Source organism: Pleomorphomonas sp. JP5 (assembly GCF_023721815.1).
GTDB lineage: Bacteria > Pseudomonadota > Alphaproteobacteria > Rhizobiales > Pleomorphomonadaceae > Pleomorphomonas.
This window is the reverse complement of sequence record NZ_JAMDLI010000007.1, coordinates 581,023-598,479: the sequence shown is the minus strand read 5'-3', so window position 1 is coordinate 598,479 and position 17,457 is coordinate 581,023. Positions and strand designations below refer to the sequence as shown.

Annotated in this window: 16 protein-coding genes; 8 read left to right on the top strand and 8 right to left on the bottom strand. The window is 65.1% G+C overall.

The annotated features are described in order from the left end of the window. Positions 1-40 precede the first annotated feature (40 nt). From M4J40_RS09790 to M4J40_RS09780, 3 genes are all read left to right on the top strand, one after another. Entirely contained in the window at positions 41-568 is a 528-nt protein-coding gene (locus M4J40_RS09790) for a hypothetical protein (protein ID WP_251753898.1), read from the top strand. Between the two features lie 100 nt (positions 569-668). Then, complete coding sequence (gene rbfA / locus M4J40_RS09785) at positions 669-1,121, top strand: 30S ribosome-binding factor RbfA (RefSeq protein ID WP_251753897.1); 453 nt, start codon at positions 669-671, stop codon at positions 1,119-1,121. 95 nt (positions 1,122-1,216) lie between these two features. Beyond that, positions 1,217-1,855 carry a glutathione S-transferase family protein gene (locus M4J40_RS09780; RefSeq protein ID WP_251753896.1) on the top strand — a complete coding sequence of 213 codons (639 nt, stop codon included), beginning with the start codon at positions 1,217-1,219 and terminating at the stop codon, positions 1,853-1,855. Between the two features lie 2 nt (positions 1,856-1,857). Here M4J40_RS09780 and M4J40_RS09775 read toward each other — a convergent pair whose 3' ends face one another. Then, positions 1,858-2,691: an EamA family transporter gene (locus M4J40_RS09775; protein ID WP_251753895.1), complete on the bottom strand. Its 834-nt coding sequence runs from the start codon at positions 2,689-2,691 to the stop codon at positions 1,858-1,860. Positions 2,692-2,875: 184 nt separating this feature from the next. On the opposite strand from M4J40_RS09775, the gene truB reads away from it, so the two are divergent. From truB to M4J40_RS09750, 5 genes are all read left to right on the top strand, one after another. Beyond that, on the top strand, positions 2,876-3,787 hold the full coding sequence (gene truB, locus M4J40_RS09770; protein WP_251753894.1) for a tRNA pseudouridine(55) synthase TruB: 912 nt from the start codon (positions 2,876-2,878) through the stop codon (positions 3,785-3,787). 156 nt (positions 3,788-3,943) lie between these two features. Next, positions 3,944-4,213: a 30S ribosomal protein S15 gene (gene rpsO, locus M4J40_RS09765; RefSeq protein WP_251727742.1), complete on the top strand. Its 270-nt coding sequence runs from the start codon at positions 3,944-3,946 to the stop codon at positions 4,211-4,213. 275 nt (positions 4,214-4,488) lie between these two features. Next, the gene (gene pnp / locus M4J40_RS09760; protein WP_251753893.1) at positions 4,489-6,627 is read left to right on the top strand and encodes a polyribonucleotide nucleotidyltransferase; all 2,139 of its coding nucleotides are present in this window, start codon (positions 4,489-4,491) and stop codon (positions 6,625-6,627) included. A 212-nt stretch (positions 6,628-6,839) separates the two neighbouring features. Continuing rightward, entirely contained in the window at positions 6,840-7,115 is a 276-nt protein-coding gene (locus tag M4J40_RS09755) for a hypothetical protein (RefSeq protein ID WP_251753892.1), read from the top strand. Positions 7,116-7,375: 260 nt separating this feature from the next. Then, complete coding sequence (locus M4J40_RS09750; RefSeq protein ID WP_251753891.1) at positions 7,376-7,696, top strand: hypothetical protein; 321 nt, start codon at positions 7,376-7,378, stop codon at positions 7,694-7,696. 5 nt (positions 7,697-7,701) lie between these two features. Here the strand turns inward: M4J40_RS09750 and M4J40_RS09745 are convergent, their stop codons facing one another. The 7 genes from M4J40_RS09745 to M4J40_RS09715 all read right to left on the bottom strand — a co-directional run bounded on the left by M4J40_RS09745 (position 7,702) and on the right by M4J40_RS09715 (position 17,299). Further along, positions 7,702-8,643, bottom strand: a complete 942-nt coding sequence (locus M4J40_RS09745) for an ABC transporter permease (RefSeq protein WP_251753890.1) — start codon at positions 8,641-8,643, stop codon at positions 7,702-7,704. Continuing rightward, a complete protein-coding gene (locus M4J40_RS09740; protein WP_251753889.1) occupies positions 8,640-9,689 on the bottom strand; it encodes an ABC transporter permease in 1,050 nt (349 codons plus the stop codon). The genes M4J40_RS09745 and M4J40_RS09740 overlap by 4 nt, the downstream gene beginning before the upstream one ends. Continuing rightward, positions 9,689-11,206 (bottom strand): ABC transporter ATP-binding protein, encoded by a 1,518-nt coding sequence (locus M4J40_RS09735; RefSeq protein ID WP_251753888.1) that lies wholly within the window; start codon positions 11,204-11,206, stop codon positions 9,689-9,691. The genes M4J40_RS09740 and M4J40_RS09735 overlap by 1 nt, the downstream gene beginning before the upstream one ends. Beyond that, a complete protein-coding gene (locus tag M4J40_RS09730) occupies positions 11,203-12,618 on the bottom strand; it encodes an amidase (RefSeq protein WP_251753887.1) in 1,416 nt (471 codons plus the stop codon). The genes M4J40_RS09735 and M4J40_RS09730 overlap by 4 nt, the downstream gene beginning before the upstream one ends. An 8-nt stretch (positions 12,619-12,626) precedes the next feature. Then, positions 12,627-13,613 (bottom strand): BMP family protein, encoded by a 987-nt coding sequence (locus M4J40_RS09725; RefSeq protein WP_251753886.1) that lies wholly within the window; start codon positions 13,611-13,613, stop codon positions 12,627-12,629. Between the two features lie 155 nt (positions 13,614-13,768). Further along, a complete protein-coding gene (locus M4J40_RS09720) occupies positions 13,769-16,174 on the bottom strand; it encodes a hypothetical protein (protein WP_251753885.1) in 2,406 nt (801 codons plus the stop codon). 93 nt (positions 16,175-16,267) lie between these two features. After that, positions 16,268-17,299 carry a LacI family DNA-binding transcriptional regulator gene (locus M4J40_RS09715; protein WP_251753884.1) on the bottom strand — a complete coding sequence of 344 codons (1,032 nt, stop codon included), beginning with the start codon at positions 17,297-17,299 and terminating at the stop codon, positions 16,268-16,270. Positions 17,300-17,457 lie beyond the last annotated feature (158 nt).

The window sequence follows — 17,457 nt, the reverse complement described above, 5'->3', positions numbered from 1 at the left end:
GCCCTTAGAGACGCCGGGGACGCTTTCTCGACGGTAAGACATGACCGACGCCGCCGAACCATCCTTCCCCACGTCGACATCGCGCCGTTTCGTCTTCACGACGACGGAAGCCGACGCGATCGCGCTGGAAGCGCTCCTGAGACCGGCGGATCGTGGTTGGCGCTCGCTTCTCGGCTATGCCTTCGCATTGCCGCCGCTGGTCATCGTGTCCTGGCTGACCCGAGACGCCGAGTGGCCGGTATGGTTTGCCAGCTTCGGACTAGCGGGACTGGCGGCGTGGCAGCTGTCGCGCTTCACGCTGAAGGCCGAGCGATCTCGATCGGCGCGACGCCACCCGGTGGGAACGGCGCAAGTCGACTATGCCGAGAGCCAGCTCATGGGCACGATTGGCGACGCCCGGGTCGATGCCACTGTAAATCCCGGCACCCGTATCGAGGTCGACGCGGGACACGTCTTTGTTGTCGCCGACGGCCAACCGGCAATCATCCTGCCACTTTCGGCCTTTGCCAACAGAGCCGACATGGACGGATTCGCCCGGGCACTTCGAGGGTTGGCCGACACGAACTGAAACGCACCGTCGTGGACCTATTCCCTATGGCCTAGGGTCCACGCATATCCCTATGATCGGGCGTCATCCGAGCGAGCGACGCCCAACCGAGGTTCCTATCATGGTCCAGCACGGACAAGGCCAGGGGCAGGCCCGAGCCCCTTCTCAACGTCAGCTTCGCGTGGGCGAACTGGTTCGTCACGCACTTGCCGAGATCCTGGCGCGCGGCGAGCTGATGGACGACGAAGTCACGCGGATGATGATTACCGTGCCCGAAGTGCGCGTCAGCCCCGACCTTCGCAACGCCACCGTCTACATCACGCCGCTCGGCGGCGGTGATCCGAAGCAGGCGGAAAAGGCGATGTCCCGTAACGCGCGGTGGCTGCGCGGGCAGGTGGCGCGTCGGATCAATCTCAAGTTCGCGCCGGAACTGGTCTTCCGCTACGATGATCGTTTCGACGAGACCGATCACATCGAGGCGCTGTTGCACTCGCCGGATGTGGCGCGCGACCTTGATGGAGAGGAACGGTCCCAAGACGACGCGGGAAAGAGCGATTCGGATACAGGCCGCTGACAAATTCCGTCAGCACCGCAACTGACAGGTCCTGACAGAACCCGGGTCGAAGCTTCTTCCAACGCGCCGCCCACGCGGCCGCAAGGAGGGAGCCTATGACCGACGGTCGCATCACGCTTCATTACGCGCCGCAGACCCGTGCGTTCGGAACCCTGGTTCTTCTTGAAGAGCTTGGCGTACCCTACGATCTCCACGTCGTGAACATCCGGGCCGGTGACAACCTCAGCCCGGCTTATGTTGCCGTCAACCCGATGGGCAAGGTGCCGGCCATCAGCCATCTGGGTGTTGTGGTGACGGAACAGGCCGCCATCGCGCTCTACCTCGGAGATCTGTTCACAAAAGCGGGGCTTGCACCCGGCGTGGATGATCCCCTGCGTGGCGATTATCTGCGCTGGATGGTGTTCTATGGCTCCTGCTTCGAGCCCGCGCTTGTCGACCACGCGATGAAGCGGCCGCCGATACCACGCAAAAGCTCTCCCTACGCCGACTACGAAACCGTCGTGAGCATCGTCCATGAGCATGTCGGGCGCACATCGCCCTTCTGGCTCGGCGATCGATTTTCGGCAGCCGATGCGTTGTGGGGATCGGCGCTATTCTGGGTCACCAACTTCGGCATCTTCGAGAAAACGCCCGAGGTCGCTGCCTATATCGAGCGGGTAACCAGCCGCCCAGCCTTCCGAAAAGCCCAAACCGACGAAGCGGCGTTGGTCGCCGCCCGCGACCGCGCTGGCTAAAGTCAGAACAGCCGAAGGCCGGCGACACCTGCCATCACCAGCATGGCGGCGGCAACCCGTCGCCCTCCGATGCTCTCGCCAAATACCAGCCGCGACAGCGCGAGAGCGAAGATGATCGACGTCTCGCGAAGCGCGGCAACGGGGGCGACGGCCGCCCGCGTCATGGCCCACAAGGCAACCCCATAGGAAAGCGTGGTCGCCGCCCCTCCGACAAGTCCAAGGCCAAGCGTTCGCATCTCGAGTCGCGGCCGAGCGCGCCCGGCGAAGACGACGCCCGCCGTAACGAAGCCGGTCAGAGTGGCCAGCAGCAAAGCATAGGCGACCGGCGCGCCCGAGAGGCGCACGCCACTGGCGTCGACGAGCGTGTAGGAGGCGATGACCATTGCATTGCAGAGCGCCGTGGCGGCTCCGGCGGCGGCCAACGGTTGCCGAAACGCGCCGAGCGCAAGCGCGCCGATGCCGGCCGAAATCAGGCCGATCGCCATCCACTGTCCGCCCCTTAGCGTTTCGCCGAAGACCGTTGCGCCCACCAGGGCCACGACAAGCGGCGCCGCGCCGCGCATCAGGGGATAGGCGAGGCTCATGTCGACGACGCGATAGGCGCGGGCGATCAACAGGAAATAGACGCTCTGGAGCAGCACCGACGCGCCGAGGAATGGCCAGCTTTCCGGCGCGGGCATGGGTTGGAACGGCAGGATGACCGCGGAGACGAGGGCGGCACCGATGGCCACGGAAACCGTCATGGCGAGTTTGTCAGTCGCGCCCTTGATCAGAACATTCCAGCCGGCATGCACAAGGGCAGCGGCAAGGACGGCTGCGAAGACGCCGAATGACATATGAACTCCTGAAGAATCGCCTGTGACGGCGACGGCACCATTTCATGCCCGCCGCATCGCCGCAATCTTCTGGCCTTGCCTTCCCCCGCCCCCCGGTGTAGGAGCGCGCCTTCCGGACGAAACGTCCGCCGTCTTCTCCGCCGCGCCGGGTTCCATCCCCAGCCGGCGAACGCAGGAACCAGGTATGGCACGCAAGAAAAAAGGCACGGTCCACGGCTGGGTGGTGCTCGACAAGCCCTATGGCATGACCTCGACGCAGGCGGTCGGCGCCATGAAGCGTATCTTCGGCACGCCGAAGGCGGGGCACGCCGGCACGCTCGACCCGCTCGCCTCCGGCATGTTGCCGATCGCGCTGGGCGAGGCGACCAAGACGGTGCCCTACGTGATGGATGGCGACAAGCTCTACCGCTTCACCGTGCGCTGGGGGGCGGAGACATCGACCGACGATGCCGAAGGCGAGGTGGTCCGCGCCTCCGATCACAGCCCGACGGCCGAGGACATCGACGCCGTGCTGGACGAGTTCGAGGGAGAGATTCTTCAGACTCCTCCCTCCTTCTCGGCGATCAAAGTCGATGGCGAGCGCGCTTATGACCTTGCGCGTGCCGGTGAGACCGTCGAGCTGGAAGCGCGGCCGGTGACGGTTCACCGGCTCGACCTCGTCGACTGCCCCGACGCGGACACCGCCGTCTTCGAAGCCGAGTGCGGCAAGGGCACCTATGTACGCGCCATCGCCCGCGACATGGGGCGGCGTCTTGGAACGGCCGGCCACGTGATCGAACTCAGGCGGCTTGTCGTCGGTCCTTTCGGCGAGGAAGACATGGTGACCATCGATGCGCTCCAGGCCGCGCTCGAAGCGGACGGCGATGCCTTGTCGCTCCTGACGCCGATCGAGGCTGCCCTCGCCGAACTGCCCCAGCTTGACGTTACCGCCGATCAGGCCGTGCGGCTGAGGAACGGCAACCCGGTTCTGCTGCGCGGTCGTGACGCACCGATCGAAGAGGATGCCGTCGGCGTGTTCGAACGCGGCCGACTGATGGCGATCGCCAAGGTTGAGCACGGCGAGCTGAAGCCAGTGAGGCTCATTCTGCCGGACTGACGGGGCGGACGGAGCTTTTCCGGCTCCGCATTGCCGCTGGCTTTCGACCGCATTTTCCTGTAGAGAGACCGCAACCTGATCACACAGGTTGCGCCGACCCGGCTGGACGACATCCCGGCCGGGCCATTTTTGTTATCCAACGACAAGGAGTCACCGATGTCGATCACTGCCGAGCGCAAGGCCGCTCTCATCAAGGAATACGCCACCCTCGAGGGCGACACCGGCTCGCCGGAAGTCCAGGTCGCGATCCTGTCGGAGCGCATCTCCAATCTCACCGAGCACTTCAAAAGCCACGCCAAGGACAACCACTCCCGCCGCGGCCTCCTGAAGCTGGTGAGCCAGCGTCGCCAGCTTCTGGACTACCTGAAGCGCAAGGACGCGTCGCGCTACACCGCTCTGATCAGCCGCCTCGGCCTGCGCCGCTGACGGTTTTTCGGGAGGGCGGTCCGCCGCCCTTCCCCTTCGCCGCTTCGGTCCTCCGAGGCGGCTCCGGTTTCCCGACGCCCTGAGACGAGGGCGTGGGTCCGCCCGCAGAAGCGGGCAAGAACGACAGGCGCTGTCGCCCCGCCGGGGCGAGCGCCGCTCCGGCGTGTTCCGCACCCTGGGGCAGGATTGCCAGACGCTCGCCTCGATCCGAGAGGAGCGTCTCGTCGTCTTGCCCGTGGGCCGCGCGCCGGACCAGACAAGAACGGAACAAACGCATGTTCGATATTCAGAAAGTCGAGATCGACTGGGCCGGCCAGAAGCTGACCCTCGAGACGGGTCGTATCGCCCGCCAGGCCGATGGCGCGGTGCTCGCGACGCTTGGCGAAACGTCGGTCCTCGCCACCGTTGTGTCGGCCAAGGAGCCGAAGCCCGGCCAGGACTTCTTCCCGCTGACCGTCAACTACCAGGAAAAGGCCTTCGCGGCCGGCAAGATTCCCGGCGGCTACTTCAAGCGCGAAGGCCGTCCGGCCGAGCACGAGACGCTGATCTCCCGCCTGATCGACCGTCCGATCCGCCCGCTGTTCCCCGATGGCTACAAGTGCGACACCCAGGTGATCGTCACCGTGCTCAGCCATGACATGGAAAACTCGCCGGACATCCTCGCCATGGTCGCCGCCTCGGCCGCCCTGACCATCTCCGGCGTGCCCTTCATGGGTCCGGTCGGCGCCGCCCGCGTCGGCCTGATCGAAGGCGCCTACGTCCTCAATCCGCCGGTCGACAAGATGGCCGAGAGCAAGCTCGACCTCGTCGTCGCCGGTACGGGCGACGCCGTGCTGATGGTCGAGTCGGAAGCTCAGGAACTCGATGAAGACACCATGCTGGGTGCGGTGATGTTCGGTCACCGTGGCTTCCAACCGGTGATCGACGCCATCATCCGTCTCGCCGAGCGTGCCGCCAAGGAGCCGCGCGAGTTCGTCGCCAAGGACGTGTCCGAAGTCGAGCAGGCCGTTCTGGCCATTGCCGAGCAGGATCTTCGCGCTGCCTACAAGATCACCGCCAAGCAGGAGCGTTACGCCGCCGTCGACGCCGCCCGCGCCAAGGTGATGGCCGAGCTGTTCCCGGAAGGGGCCGAGCCGCGCTTCGACAAGGAAACCGTCTCGAACGTCTTCCATGACCTGCAGGCCAAGATCGTTCGCTGGAACATCCTCGACACCGGCACCCGCATCGACGGTCGCGATCTCCAGACCGTGCGTCCGATCGTCGCCCAGGTGGGCGTGCTGCCGCGCGCTCACGGCTCGGCGCTGTTCACCCGTGGCGAGACGCAGGCCCTCGTGGTTGCCACCCTCGGCACCGGTGAGGACGAGCAGTTCATCGAGACGCTGGAAGGCACCCGCAAGGAGCGTTTCCTGCTCCACTACAACTTCCCGCCCTTCTCGGTCGGCGAGACCGGCCGCATGGGTTCGCCCGGCCGTCGCGAAATCGGCCATGGCAAGCTTGCCTGGCGCGCCATCCATCCGGAGCTGCCGGCTCATCACGAGTTCCCCTACACCATTCGCCTGGTGTCGGAGATCACCGAGTCCAACGGCTCGTCGTCGATGGCCACCGTCTGTGGTTCCTCGCTGGCCCTCATGGACGCTGGCGTGCCCCTGAAGGCGCCGACCGCCGGCATCGCCATGGGCCTGATCAAGGAAGGTGAGCGCTTCGCCGTGCTGTCCGATATCCTCGGCGACGAGGATCACCTCGGCGACATGGACTTCAAGGTGGCCGGTACGGCCGCCGGCATCACCTCGCTGCAGATGGACATCAAGATCACCGGCATCACCGAGGAGATCATGAAGGTCGCCCTGGGCCAGGCCAAGGGTGGTCGCGAGCATATCCTCGGCGAGATGTCCAAGGCGCTGACCGGCGCCCGCTCCTCGATCGGCGAGCATGCCCCGCGCATCGAAGTGATGAAGATCAACCCCGACAAGATCCGTGAAGTGATCGGCTCGGGCGGCAAGGTCATCCGCGAGATCGTCGAGAAGACCGGCGCCAAGATCGACATCCAGGACGACGGCACGGTCAAGTTCGCCTCGTCCGACCTCAAGGCGATCCAGGCCGCCATGAACTGGGTGAAGGGCATCGCTGCCGAGCCGGAAGTCGGCGCCATCTATGAGGGCACCGTCGTGAAGTGCGTCGATTTCGGCGCCTTCGTCAACTTCTTCGGCACTCGCGACGGCCTCGTCCACGTCTCCCAGCTCGCTCCGCAGCGCGTCCAGAACGTCAAGGACGTCGTCAAGGAAGGCGACAAGGTGTGGGTCAAGCTGATGGGCTTCGACGAGCGCGGCAAGGTTCGCCTGTCGATGAAGGTGGTCGACCAGGCCACCGGCCAGGAAATCAAGCAGGAAGAAAAGGCCGAGCCGAAGGACGAGTGACCTTCGCTTCTGGCGTAGATGTTGGCGGCCGGCGGGTTCTCCCGCCGGCCGCTTTTTTCACCTCAAACGTCGACGGGTGTCCGGCTTTCGTGCCTAACGGCTCTGGACGACTGTCGGTTTGCAGCCTTCCGCACTTGACAGGGGACCGTCGCTGGCCCTTGATGCGCGCCGACGAAAGCGCCGCGAAGCGGCTGCATCCAGGACGCTACTCCATGCTGGCCAAGACCGACGAGCTGCCCCACGAAATCCGCTACACCAAGACTGACGCCGTCATATCCGCCATCGGTGCGACCTTGCTGATCGTCTCGGAGATGCTGGCAGCCATCGTTGCCTTTGCCTGGGCGGTCGGCAGCATGCTTGGCCTCGGTGAGACGACGTTTCTGGTCTTCGTCGGCATCATGGCCGTCCCCGGCTTGGCACTGTCGTTCGGACTGACCCGGCGCATCCTGCGCGTCGAGCATTCCCTTCGCGACAGCGGCAGTTTCTGAGTTTCAGATCCCAGTTCGGTTATGGGCGTGGCGTTTGCCGCGCCCTTTTTGTTTGTGGATTGGCCACGGTCTTCGCGAGGAAGTCAGTCCGGCCCTCCGCGTCGAAAGCACTTTCGGGAGTGGGAAGTTCTGACCAGGCCGGCAACCATTCGCTTACCGAAGCTGCCGCTTTGGTCGAATCGACCGAATGTCCACGTTGTCATAGCCCAAAAACGTGCTATTTCCGCAAATGTAGGCTGGCCCTGCGAAAGGAGAGTCCGATGATTTTTCCCCGGGAACTCGTCGCTAGAATCGACGTCAGCCTGACCCGTATGCAGACCTCACAACCGCTGTCGGATGGCCTGGACGAAATAGCCACCGTGGCGCTGGGTCTGGCCAAGGGTGACCGAGACGTGGCGCGCGGGCTCATCCTCAACGACTTTGAAGACTGGCTTTCGAGAACGGGCCGTCTGAACTCCAGCTACAGTTTCGCCGGTTATCCGCAGTTCCGGAAGGGCAAGCGGCGGGTAAGCCTGTTCGGCGCCCTGGCCTGGACCTACCTGCTACCCAAGCGCACGATTTCCTTGCACCACTACGCATGAGCCGATCAACGTTCGCCGCGCCGGTAGGGTTGCATCAACGCCTGCGGGACGCGGGCACGCCGCGCCATGACGCAGAGCGCCACAATCGACAGGATATAAGGCGTCATAAGGAACACCTGATAAGGAACGCCATCGACCGCAGTCTGCAAGCGTAGCTGAAACGCATCGAAGAAGGCGAACAGCAGCGCACCAAACAAGGCGCGTCCTGGCCGCCAGGACGCGAAGACGACAAGGGCGATGCAGATCCAGCCGCGCCCCTGGATCATGGTCGGGAAAAAGCTGTTGAACGCCGAGAGCGTCAGGAAGCCCCCGCCAACGGCCATCAGCGCCGAACCGACGATCACCGCCCCATAGCGCACTGCCATCGGATTGACGCCCTGCGCTTCGGCGGCATGGGGGTTCTCACCTGTCATGCGGATGGCGAGGCCCAAAGGAGTGCGGAAGACGACATAGGCGAGCAAGAGCGCAAGCAGAAGGGCAAGATAGGTCGGCGGCGTCTGCGCCGACAGGACGGCCCCTATGAACGGAAGGTCGGCGAGAAGCGGAACATTCACCGGCGCGAAGGGCTCGATCGTCGGTGGGCTGCCCGACAACGGCACGATCAGCCGGAAGAGATAATAGCTCAAGCTAGAGGCAAACAACGTGACGCCCAGACCAGAGACGTGCTGGGAAAGACCAAGAGTCACGGTCAGAGACGCATGGAGCAGGCCGAACACGGCACCAGCCAGCGCGGCGACCAACAAGCCCGTCCAGAGATCGGCGCCATGATAAACGGCAAGCCAGCCGACCATGGCGCCAAAGGTCATGATGCCCTCGATGCCGAGGTTGAGCACCCCCGCCCGTTCGCAAAGCAGCGCCCCCAACGTGCCGAAGATCAGCGGCGTGGCGATCCGCAGCACGGCGGCCCAGAGACCGGACGAGGCGATGATGTCGAGGACGATACTCATCGGCGAATCCTGTATTGGGCGAAGAACACCGCCACCAGCATGGTGATCAGCGACAGGGCCACGGTAACGTCGGCGATGTAGCTCGGGATTTTCAGCGCGCGGCTCATGCCGTCGGCGCCAACGAACATGGTGGCCGTGAACAACGCCGCCAGCACCACCCCGAGCGGATGGAGACCGGCCAGCATGGCGACGACGATGCCGGAATAGCCGAAGCCGGGCGACAGATCCGTGGTGACGTACCCCTTGACGCCCAGGACTTCGACGGCGCCGGCAAGGCCGGCAAGCCCCCCGGAGAGGCAGGCGACCAGGAACAGGGTTCGGGCTAGCGGCACCCCGGCGAAAACGGCCCCCTCGGGGCTCAAGCCGGCGGCACGGGACTTCAGCCCGAACACAGTGCGGCTCTGCACGAAATGGACGACGAAGGCGAGGACGAGGGCAATGGCGAAGCCCCAGTGCAGACGCGATCTCGCCACCAGCTTCGGCAGCATGGCCGCGTCGGCGACCGACTGGCTTTGCGGCCAGCCAAAAGCCAGCGGATCCTTCAAGGGCCCGTCGATCAGCATCGAGACGACAAGCACTGCGACAAAGTTGAGAAGCAGGCTGGTCACCACTTCGTCGACGGAGAACCTGAGCCTCAGCCACAATGGCACGATCAGCAGGACCATCCCGGCAACGGCTCCACTCAGCAGGAGCAGCGGGATGGACAGATAGCCAGGCGCGCCGGCCAGCAACTGCGACCCGACGGCGGCCGTGGCAATGGCGCCGAAGTAGAACTGCCCTTCGCCACCAATATTCCAGACGCGGGCGCGGAAGGCGACGGCAGCAGCAAGGCCGGTCAGCATCAGCGGCGTGGCTCGCGTCAGCGTTTCCGTGGCAGACAGGCGCGAGCCGAAGGCGCCGACGAGGATGCGCCAGTAGGCTTCAAGAACCGGTGCGCCAGCGGCAGCGATCAGCAGGCCGGAGAGGGCCAGGGCGGCGGCAACGGCGAGAAGCGGCGTCAGGACGATCAGGGCGAGCGGGCGATGCTCGCGGCGTTCGAAGCGCATCAGGCCGCCTCTTTCTTCCAGGCGCCGGCCATCATCAGGCCGAGCGCACGTGCATCCACATCGTCCGCCGACACCGGTGGCGAGAGGCGGCCACCGACGATGGCCTGGATCCGGTCGGCGAGGCCGATCACCTCATCCAGATCTTCCGAAATGAGCAACACGGCGGTTCCGGCCTTTCTGGCTTCGAGAATTCGGGCGTGGACGGCGGCAACCGCTCCCTCGTCAAGTCCACGCGCCGGCTGGGCGGCGATCAGGATGCGCGGCCGCTCGGCAAGGTTTCGGCCGAGTATCAGCTTCTGCATGTTGCCGCCCGACAGGAGGCGGGTGCGCGTGCGGGCCCCACCGCCGCGCACATCGAAATCGCGGACGATGGTCTCGGCGAAGGCAATGGCCGCTCTCCTGTCGACAAGACCCCGGCGGGAAAAACGCGGCTCGTCGATGCGTTCCAGCACGGCGTTCTCCCAGACCGCCATCTCGCCGATCGCCCCTTCGCGCGTCCGGTCCTCGGGAATGCGTCCGATGCCCGAAGCAACGGTGTCGGCGACCGAGAAATCGCCGATGGCCTCCCCGTAAAGCAGGATGTCGCCCGCACTGCGCACGAGCGTGCCGGACAACAGGCTGGCGAGCGCGGCCTGGCCGTTGCCCGAAACGCCGATGATGCCGAGCACCTCTCCTGCATGCAGCCGGAAGCTCACCTCCTTCAGGCGATCGACGCCGTCGATGCGAACCGACACGGAGGCCGCTTCCAGCACCGGCGCGCCACGCTCATGCGCCTCGCGCACGGGCCGGGCAACCCTGTGGCCGACCATCAGCTCGGCCAGCTCGGCCTTCGATGTCTCGGCAGCGCGACGCTCGGCCACCACCTTGCCGCCCCGCAACACGACGACGCGATCGGCCGCCGCCATGACCTCGTCGAGCTTGTGCGAGATGAAGATCAGAGACAGGCCCTGGCGCGCCATCTCCTTCAGCGTGGAGAACAGCGTCTCCGCTTCAAGGTTGGTCAGCACCGCCGTCGGCTCGTCGAGGATCAGGATACGCGCATCGTTGTAAAGCGCCTTCAGGATCTCGACGCGCTGCTGCTCGCCGACCGACAGATCGCCGAGTCGAGCATCGGGATCGACGACAAGGCCGAAGCGTTCGGCAAGCGCCTTCAGCTTTGCCCTGGCCCGGCCTGATTCCGAGCGGAGCGACCAAAGCTTCTCCGTGCCGGTCATGACGTTTTCCAGCACGGTGAGATTGGGTGCCAGCGAGAAATGCTGATGCACCATGCCGATGCCGGCGTGGATGGCGGCACGCGGTCGACCAGGAGGCAGATCGGCTCCGGCGACGCGAATGCGCCCCTCGTCGGGCGTATAGTGGCCGAACAGGATGCTCATGAGCGTCGTCTTGCCGGCGCCATTCTCCCCGAGAAGCGCGACTATTTCCCCCCGCGCCAGCGTCATCGAGATGCCGTCGTTGGCCTTGTTGCCACCGAAGCTCTTGCTGACACCATCGATCTCGAGCACGTTTTCGGTCATGACGGCAGTCCTGCAACGGGGAAGCGGTGTTGCCAGCGGCCATCCGCTTCAAGCGATGCCGCGAGCGCAAGAAGCTGAAGATCCGCGCCGAGCGGCGCAAACATCTGCACGGGAAGCGGTAACCCCTCGCTATCTGCGCCGAACGGCAGCGTCAGTGCCGGGAAGCCGGAAATGTTGGCGAGGGTGGCCAGCGGAGCCAGGGACACCATGCGCCTGAGATGAAGATCGGCATCGGCGTGATCGAACGAAAACGCGCCAATCGGGGGAGGCGGAGAGGCCAGCATTGGCGTCAGCAGAACGTCGACCCGATCGAGCAGACGCCAAAGATTGCGCGACACCAGAACACCGGCGGTTTGCGAGCGCCAGAGATCGGCGGCGGAAAGAGCCCCGCCCCGCGCTGCGAAGGCCTGGGTAACGGGCTCGGCGAGCGCGATGTCGATGCCGGGCGTTTCCGATAGTGTTGCGAGGTTGGTGCAGACGAGATCGTAAAACAGCGCGGCCGACGCCTTCGCCATGGCCTCGACATCCGACCAAGCGACGGGCACGAGGCTGTGGCCGCGGGCCTCCAGAAACTGACCAGCCGCTTCGATGGCGGCGGAGCGTTCGGGCGTCGTCGGCAGCTCTGGCCCCGTTTCGCAGAGGATGCCAACTTTGAGAACCCCGGTCCTCGGTTCGGCCAGGGCGACATCGGCGAAGGGACCGCGCGTCTTGCCGCTGACGGCCGCGAGCAAGGTGGCGCTGTCGCGCACGCTACGCGACACGCAGAGTTCCGAGGCGATGCCACCCAGATGATTGCCGAAGGCAGGCCCCGCCGGCATGACGCCCCGGCTCGGCTTCAGCCCGACCAGACCGCAGCAGGCGGCCGGCACACGGATGGATCCACCAGCGTCGGTGGCATGGGCGATGGCGACGATGCCGGCGGCCACGGCCGCCGCCGCCCCGCCCGAAGAACCGCCGGGCGTGCGGGCGGGATCGATGGGATTGCGGGCAAGCGGACCAATTGCCGGCTCGCTTGCCAGCGCCAGACCGAACTCCGGCGCGGTTGTCAGTCCGAAAGGCAACAGGCCGGCGGCCCGGAACCGACGCGCAAGATCGGAGTCGGGGGCATCGGGTCGATCGCGAGAAAACAATCGCGAGCCGGCGATCACCGGCAGGCCGGCAAAAGGACCGCCGAGATCCTTGGCGAGCGTTGGAACGCCGCAGAATGGCCGCGCGGCGAACCAGTCAGGAGCGGCGCGATGTTCAGCGTCGGCGGCGCTCGCCTCCCGTTCCGCCAGTTCGACGTCGATATGACAGAGCGCGCCGAGATCGGCATGCGACGCGGCAGCGGCGAGCGAGGCCGCCATGGCCTCGCCGGCAGTGAGGCGACCACTTCGGATCGCCTCGGCCAGTGTTGTCGCGTCGCCTTTCATGAGCCGGCTTACTTCGGCTCGGCGGTGTCGCGCGGCACCTCGAAGGCGCCGGACTTGATCTTCGCCCTCACCTCTTCCATCGCCGCCTCGGCATCGGCCGGCGCGACGCCCTTGGCATAAGCGATATCGCTGCCGCCTTCCTTCATCAGGCCGAAGGCGGTGTAGTCCTTGCCGACGGGCTTGCCGGCGGCGGCATCGGCCACGGCGGCGTTGAGGATCGGCCGGAAGCCCCAGAGGGCGTTGGCGAACACGGTGTCGGGATAGCGGGGTGTATAGTCGATCAGCGAACCGACCGCCTTGATGCCGCGCTCCTTGGCAGCGTCGGCGGTACCGATGCGTTCGCCGAACAGGATGTCGGCACCGGCATCGATCTGGGCAAGGCCGGCCTCGCGGGCCTTCGGCGGATCGAAGAAGGTACCGATGAAGGTGACGAGGTGCTTCGCCTCCGGGTTGACCGCCTTGACGCCGGCAGCGAAGGCATTGATCAACATGTTGACCTCGGGGATCGGCATGGCGCCGACCGAACCGACGACGTTGGACTTGGTCATCTTGCCGGCCAGCATGCCTGCGAGATAGGCGCCGTCATGGTTCCAGGTGCCGAAAACACCGAAGTTGTCACCGGCGGCAGCCCCCGACGAGCCGAGCACGAAAGCCGTCTCGGGATAGTCGGCGGCCACCTGACGCGCCTCTTTCTCCACGGCATAGGCCTCGCCAATGATCAGCTTGTTGCCGGCCTCGGCATACTCGCGCATGGCGCGCGGGTAGTCGGTGCCCGAAATGCCTTCGGAGAAGGTGTACTCGATGGCCCCCTCGGCAGCGGCATCCTGCAGGGCCTTGTGCAGGCAGGAGTTCCAGGCATTCTCGACCGGCGAGGCATGAATGCCAGCCACCTTCAGTGGCGTGGCGGCCCGAACCGGCAGAACAAGGCCACCGACGCCGAGCGCAAGGCCCGACGCCAGCACGGCACGGCGGGAAAGACGAAAGTCCCTGTTCATGGAGATCCCCTCTGGCTTCTTGATTGTGTTCTGAAAGCCCTATCAGTGCCCAAATTTTTGTCAAGTTATCGCGGGGCACAAATTTGGGCACTCGAACGACACCAACAGTAAAGGCATCACTTCCGGCTGTATAATCAGCAAGTTCGCGTCTGGAATCAACCGATCCGGACCAGATCGAGAGCGCGGATATCGGCTGCATTCCGCATGCCCGCCATGCCACCGGGGCTGATGTAGGTGTCATTTGCCGAAAGGCAGCTCATGTTGAAGAAATCGGCGATCTCCACACGATAACTTCCCGTCTCAAGGCGCAGAGGCAGCGTCGTCGAGCGTCGAAGCGGGTTGACCGGCGTCATGTGAGGCATCTGCACGACCCCCGATCCAACTTGTCGCCCGTCATCACGGAAAACGCTCACACGCTTGACGGCGTTGGTGACGCCGGTCTGGATGTGAAAGCTGTGGTTCCGGTAGAGAAGCGCCAGCCGATAGTCGCCCGCCTCTTGCACCACAACCTCGCTGAAGATCAGCCCGTCGCTCCGTCGCTCCACGTTGGGGCTGTCGATGCCGACGGTCAGAACGGCGCCAGCCTCGATCGCCGCTTCCAGCGAAGGATGCGAGGCATTGCCGCTTTCGGCGAAGCGCGAGACGACACGATAGGCGCGGCGGACACCGGCCCGAAGCGGCACGGGATCATGCCAGACGGTGTCGGGAAGATCGCTCGCCGCCACTTCGCCATCCCGTAGCACGGTAAAAAGCAGCCCGTCACTCCGGCCAGAGCGCGGAAGCTGGCCTTCGAAGTTGAGCCGCACCCGTCCATTCTCAATGACGAGATCGGTGATCACCGGCTCGCGCGGCGAAAAGGCCCTGGGGTCGTCGTGGGTGGCGACATCGACCATGGGAATGAAGGAAAGATCGGCGTTATCGGCAACAAGATCGCCGAAGAACAGTTCGATGCGGTTGTCGTCCCGCAACTGGGCGTCGGCGATAAAGCCCTCCACCGGCGCTCCGTTGAGACGCACCTCGCGCAGGGCATAGTGCCCTTGCGTGGTGGCGCGCGGCGGCAGGTTGAGCACGAGGCCGACGCGTCGACCGTGATGGTGGAGGTCGCGAAGCTCTGCCTTGCCATCACCAAGCCGGTCGCGGGCATGCGCGGTGAGGAAAGGCTTGAGATGGAAGCCGCCCGCCTCCGGCCGATAGCCGAAGATCGCCGTCGTCACCATGCCGAGATACCCACCGACCGACCAGAGCTGACGCGCCGAGGAAATGCGCGGCCCGTCGTCGAACCATGTGCGCCCGGTCAACCACTCCTGATTCTCCACATTGTCGAGATTAAGCGCGGCGGCGCGGGTCAGCGAGTCAAAGGCATGATCGAACGCGGCGACAGCCTCCGCTTCGACGGCGGCCAGCAGTTCGTAGGCAGTGACGAACGGCCATATGGCGCGGTTATGGTAGCAGAACACGTCGGGCTGAGCCGGGTAGTAGACGGGAACTCCGAAAGGCACGTGCGGATAGGACGCCAGAATGCGCCGGGCCCGATCTTGACCGGCGACGCCGGTCAAGATGGCCAAAGACAGGCCCAGCATGTCGAATTTCTCGACCGGCCAGGCTGGATTGTCCGGCGTGGTGATCGAGGCGTAGAGACCTCTTTCTTCCAGCCAGAAGCCGCGATCGATAGCCGCGCGAAGATCGTCGGCCCAGCCGGCATAGCGCGCAGCGTCCGCGTTGTCGCCCCGCTCGACGGCGAGGCGGGCAATGAGACCAAGGACCTTGTAGTGACATAGGTTGGTGGAAAGCGCCTTTGACGTCGCGATGGTCGTGAGATCGTCGATCACCCATGGCGCGTAGGTCTGGTCGCGCCAGTCGAGGAAGGATTGCTCGCCTCGATAGAGGCCATCGCTCGGATCGAAGGCTGCGAGACGATCGGCCGCCACTGTTCCGGACAGAGCCCGGAACGCGACGTCGGCAAAGGCGGCGCGGGCGTCGCCATGCAATGTCGCGAGCAGTGCCTCGGCCCCAAAGGCCCAGGAGACGCGGTCGGTGCTGACGGGCCAACTGCCGCCCGAACCTGTGTCCTGGACGATCTGCAAGCTATCCGCCGGAAGCTCCTCGGGCGGGACATATCCCTCACGAAATGGGCTTACCTTGTAGAGAAGGGTGGTTGCCGCTCGCTCGGGATCAAGGACCGCAAGCCCGAGATGGGCGGCGTAGGACACGTCGCGGGTCCAGACGTAAGTCCACTTCTCACCGGTCTGGTAGCACTCGCAGGGGATGGGCTTGCCATGGCGATAGGCTCCGTCGCGAATGGACGAAACGGCGTTGAGCCGGGCATCGTCGACCGCCTGGGCGAAAAGCGCGTCGAACAGCGGCGAACCGGTTACGATCCGTGGCTCGCCTGTTCGTTCCTCAATCCGTCTGTGGCGATTGGGGTTGTCGCGCCGCGTCGCGGTGGTGGTCAGCTCGAATATCCGGTTGCCGCCAGACGCGTCGACCTTCACCTCGACGGTTTCGTCGCGTCCGGATGGCTCCGTCGGATAGGGCGGAAAGGACTGGCTTTCCTTGCGCATGATGGTCTCCGGAAGACGGCGAATCGAAATGGGGCCGTCGTCCAGATCTACGCCGGTCCGTCGCCGCCCGGAACCCGATGGCGCCCGATGCCTTCAGACGAGGGTGAAGGCATCACTGTCGCGGCCGATCAGTTCCCACGGCCAGATCTCCTGGACGAGAGTGCCGCCGTAGCTGTCCGCGAAGCGCGGCATGGAAGCGAGCAATGCCTGGGCAAGGCGCCGCCCGAGCCCAAACAGATCGAGCCGGAAGCAGGTGAGCGGCGGCGCCATGAACTGGGCGATGGTCGTATCGGCCGAGCAACTGAGGATCGCCACGTCGCGGCCCGGCTGCAGGCCGGATTCCGAAAGGCAGGCATAAGCGCCCACCACGGCCCGGTAGTGAGGAAAGATCACCGCCGTCGGGGGAGAAGCCATGGCCAGGAAGTCGGTCATCGCCTTGTAGCCGCCTTCCTCGTGGGTATCGGTCTTGATCATCAGCGCCTCGTCGACCGTCAGGCCATGGCCGGTAAGCTCACGCCGATAAGCGTCTTGCAGCATGGTGTCGAGACGATAACCGGGGTCTCCGGTGACCAGCGCCACGCGACGATGGCCAAAGCCGGCGAGACGGTCTATGGCGGCGCGCATGGCGAAATCGAAATCGAGGTCCATCCAGGGATGGGTGCCGCCGGACCACGACCGTCCCATGGTGGCGAACGGGAAATTCCGCCCGGCGAGATAATCGAGGCGCGGGTCGTTGTCACGCGTCTCGGCAAGGATGAGAGCATCCGCCTGCTGACGCTCGACGATGCGCTTCACGCGGTCGAGCATGTCGAGATCAGGCTTGTTGAGGTGGATGACGAGGTCGAGACCGTGCTCGGCGAACTGGTCCTGAATGCCGCGCGACAGCTCCATGAAAAACATGGTGTCGGTCTTCGAGGTGAGGTCTGTGGAGAGCAGCAGCGCCACGACATTGAGCGTTCCCTGCCGGAGGCTGCGTCCGGCCTGGTTCGGCGCATAGCCGAGCGCCGCCGCTGCCTCCAGCACGCGCTTGCGCGTTTCGGCATTGACCTCCGGATGCCCGTTGAGCGCGCGAGAGACGGTTCCGATGGAAATGTTGAGGCGGCGCGCCAGCTCCTTGATGCCCAATCCCTCATCCTCCGCGTCCAGCGCCGAAGCCCGTTCCGGAGGGGTCGACCATCTGCCAAGCCGACTTTCACCAGAATTCCGGCAGGCGATCAATAGCGGAACACCCAGCTCGGCTCGGCATGTTCCCTCCGGGTGCCCGTCCAGGCCGGCGGCAGCGC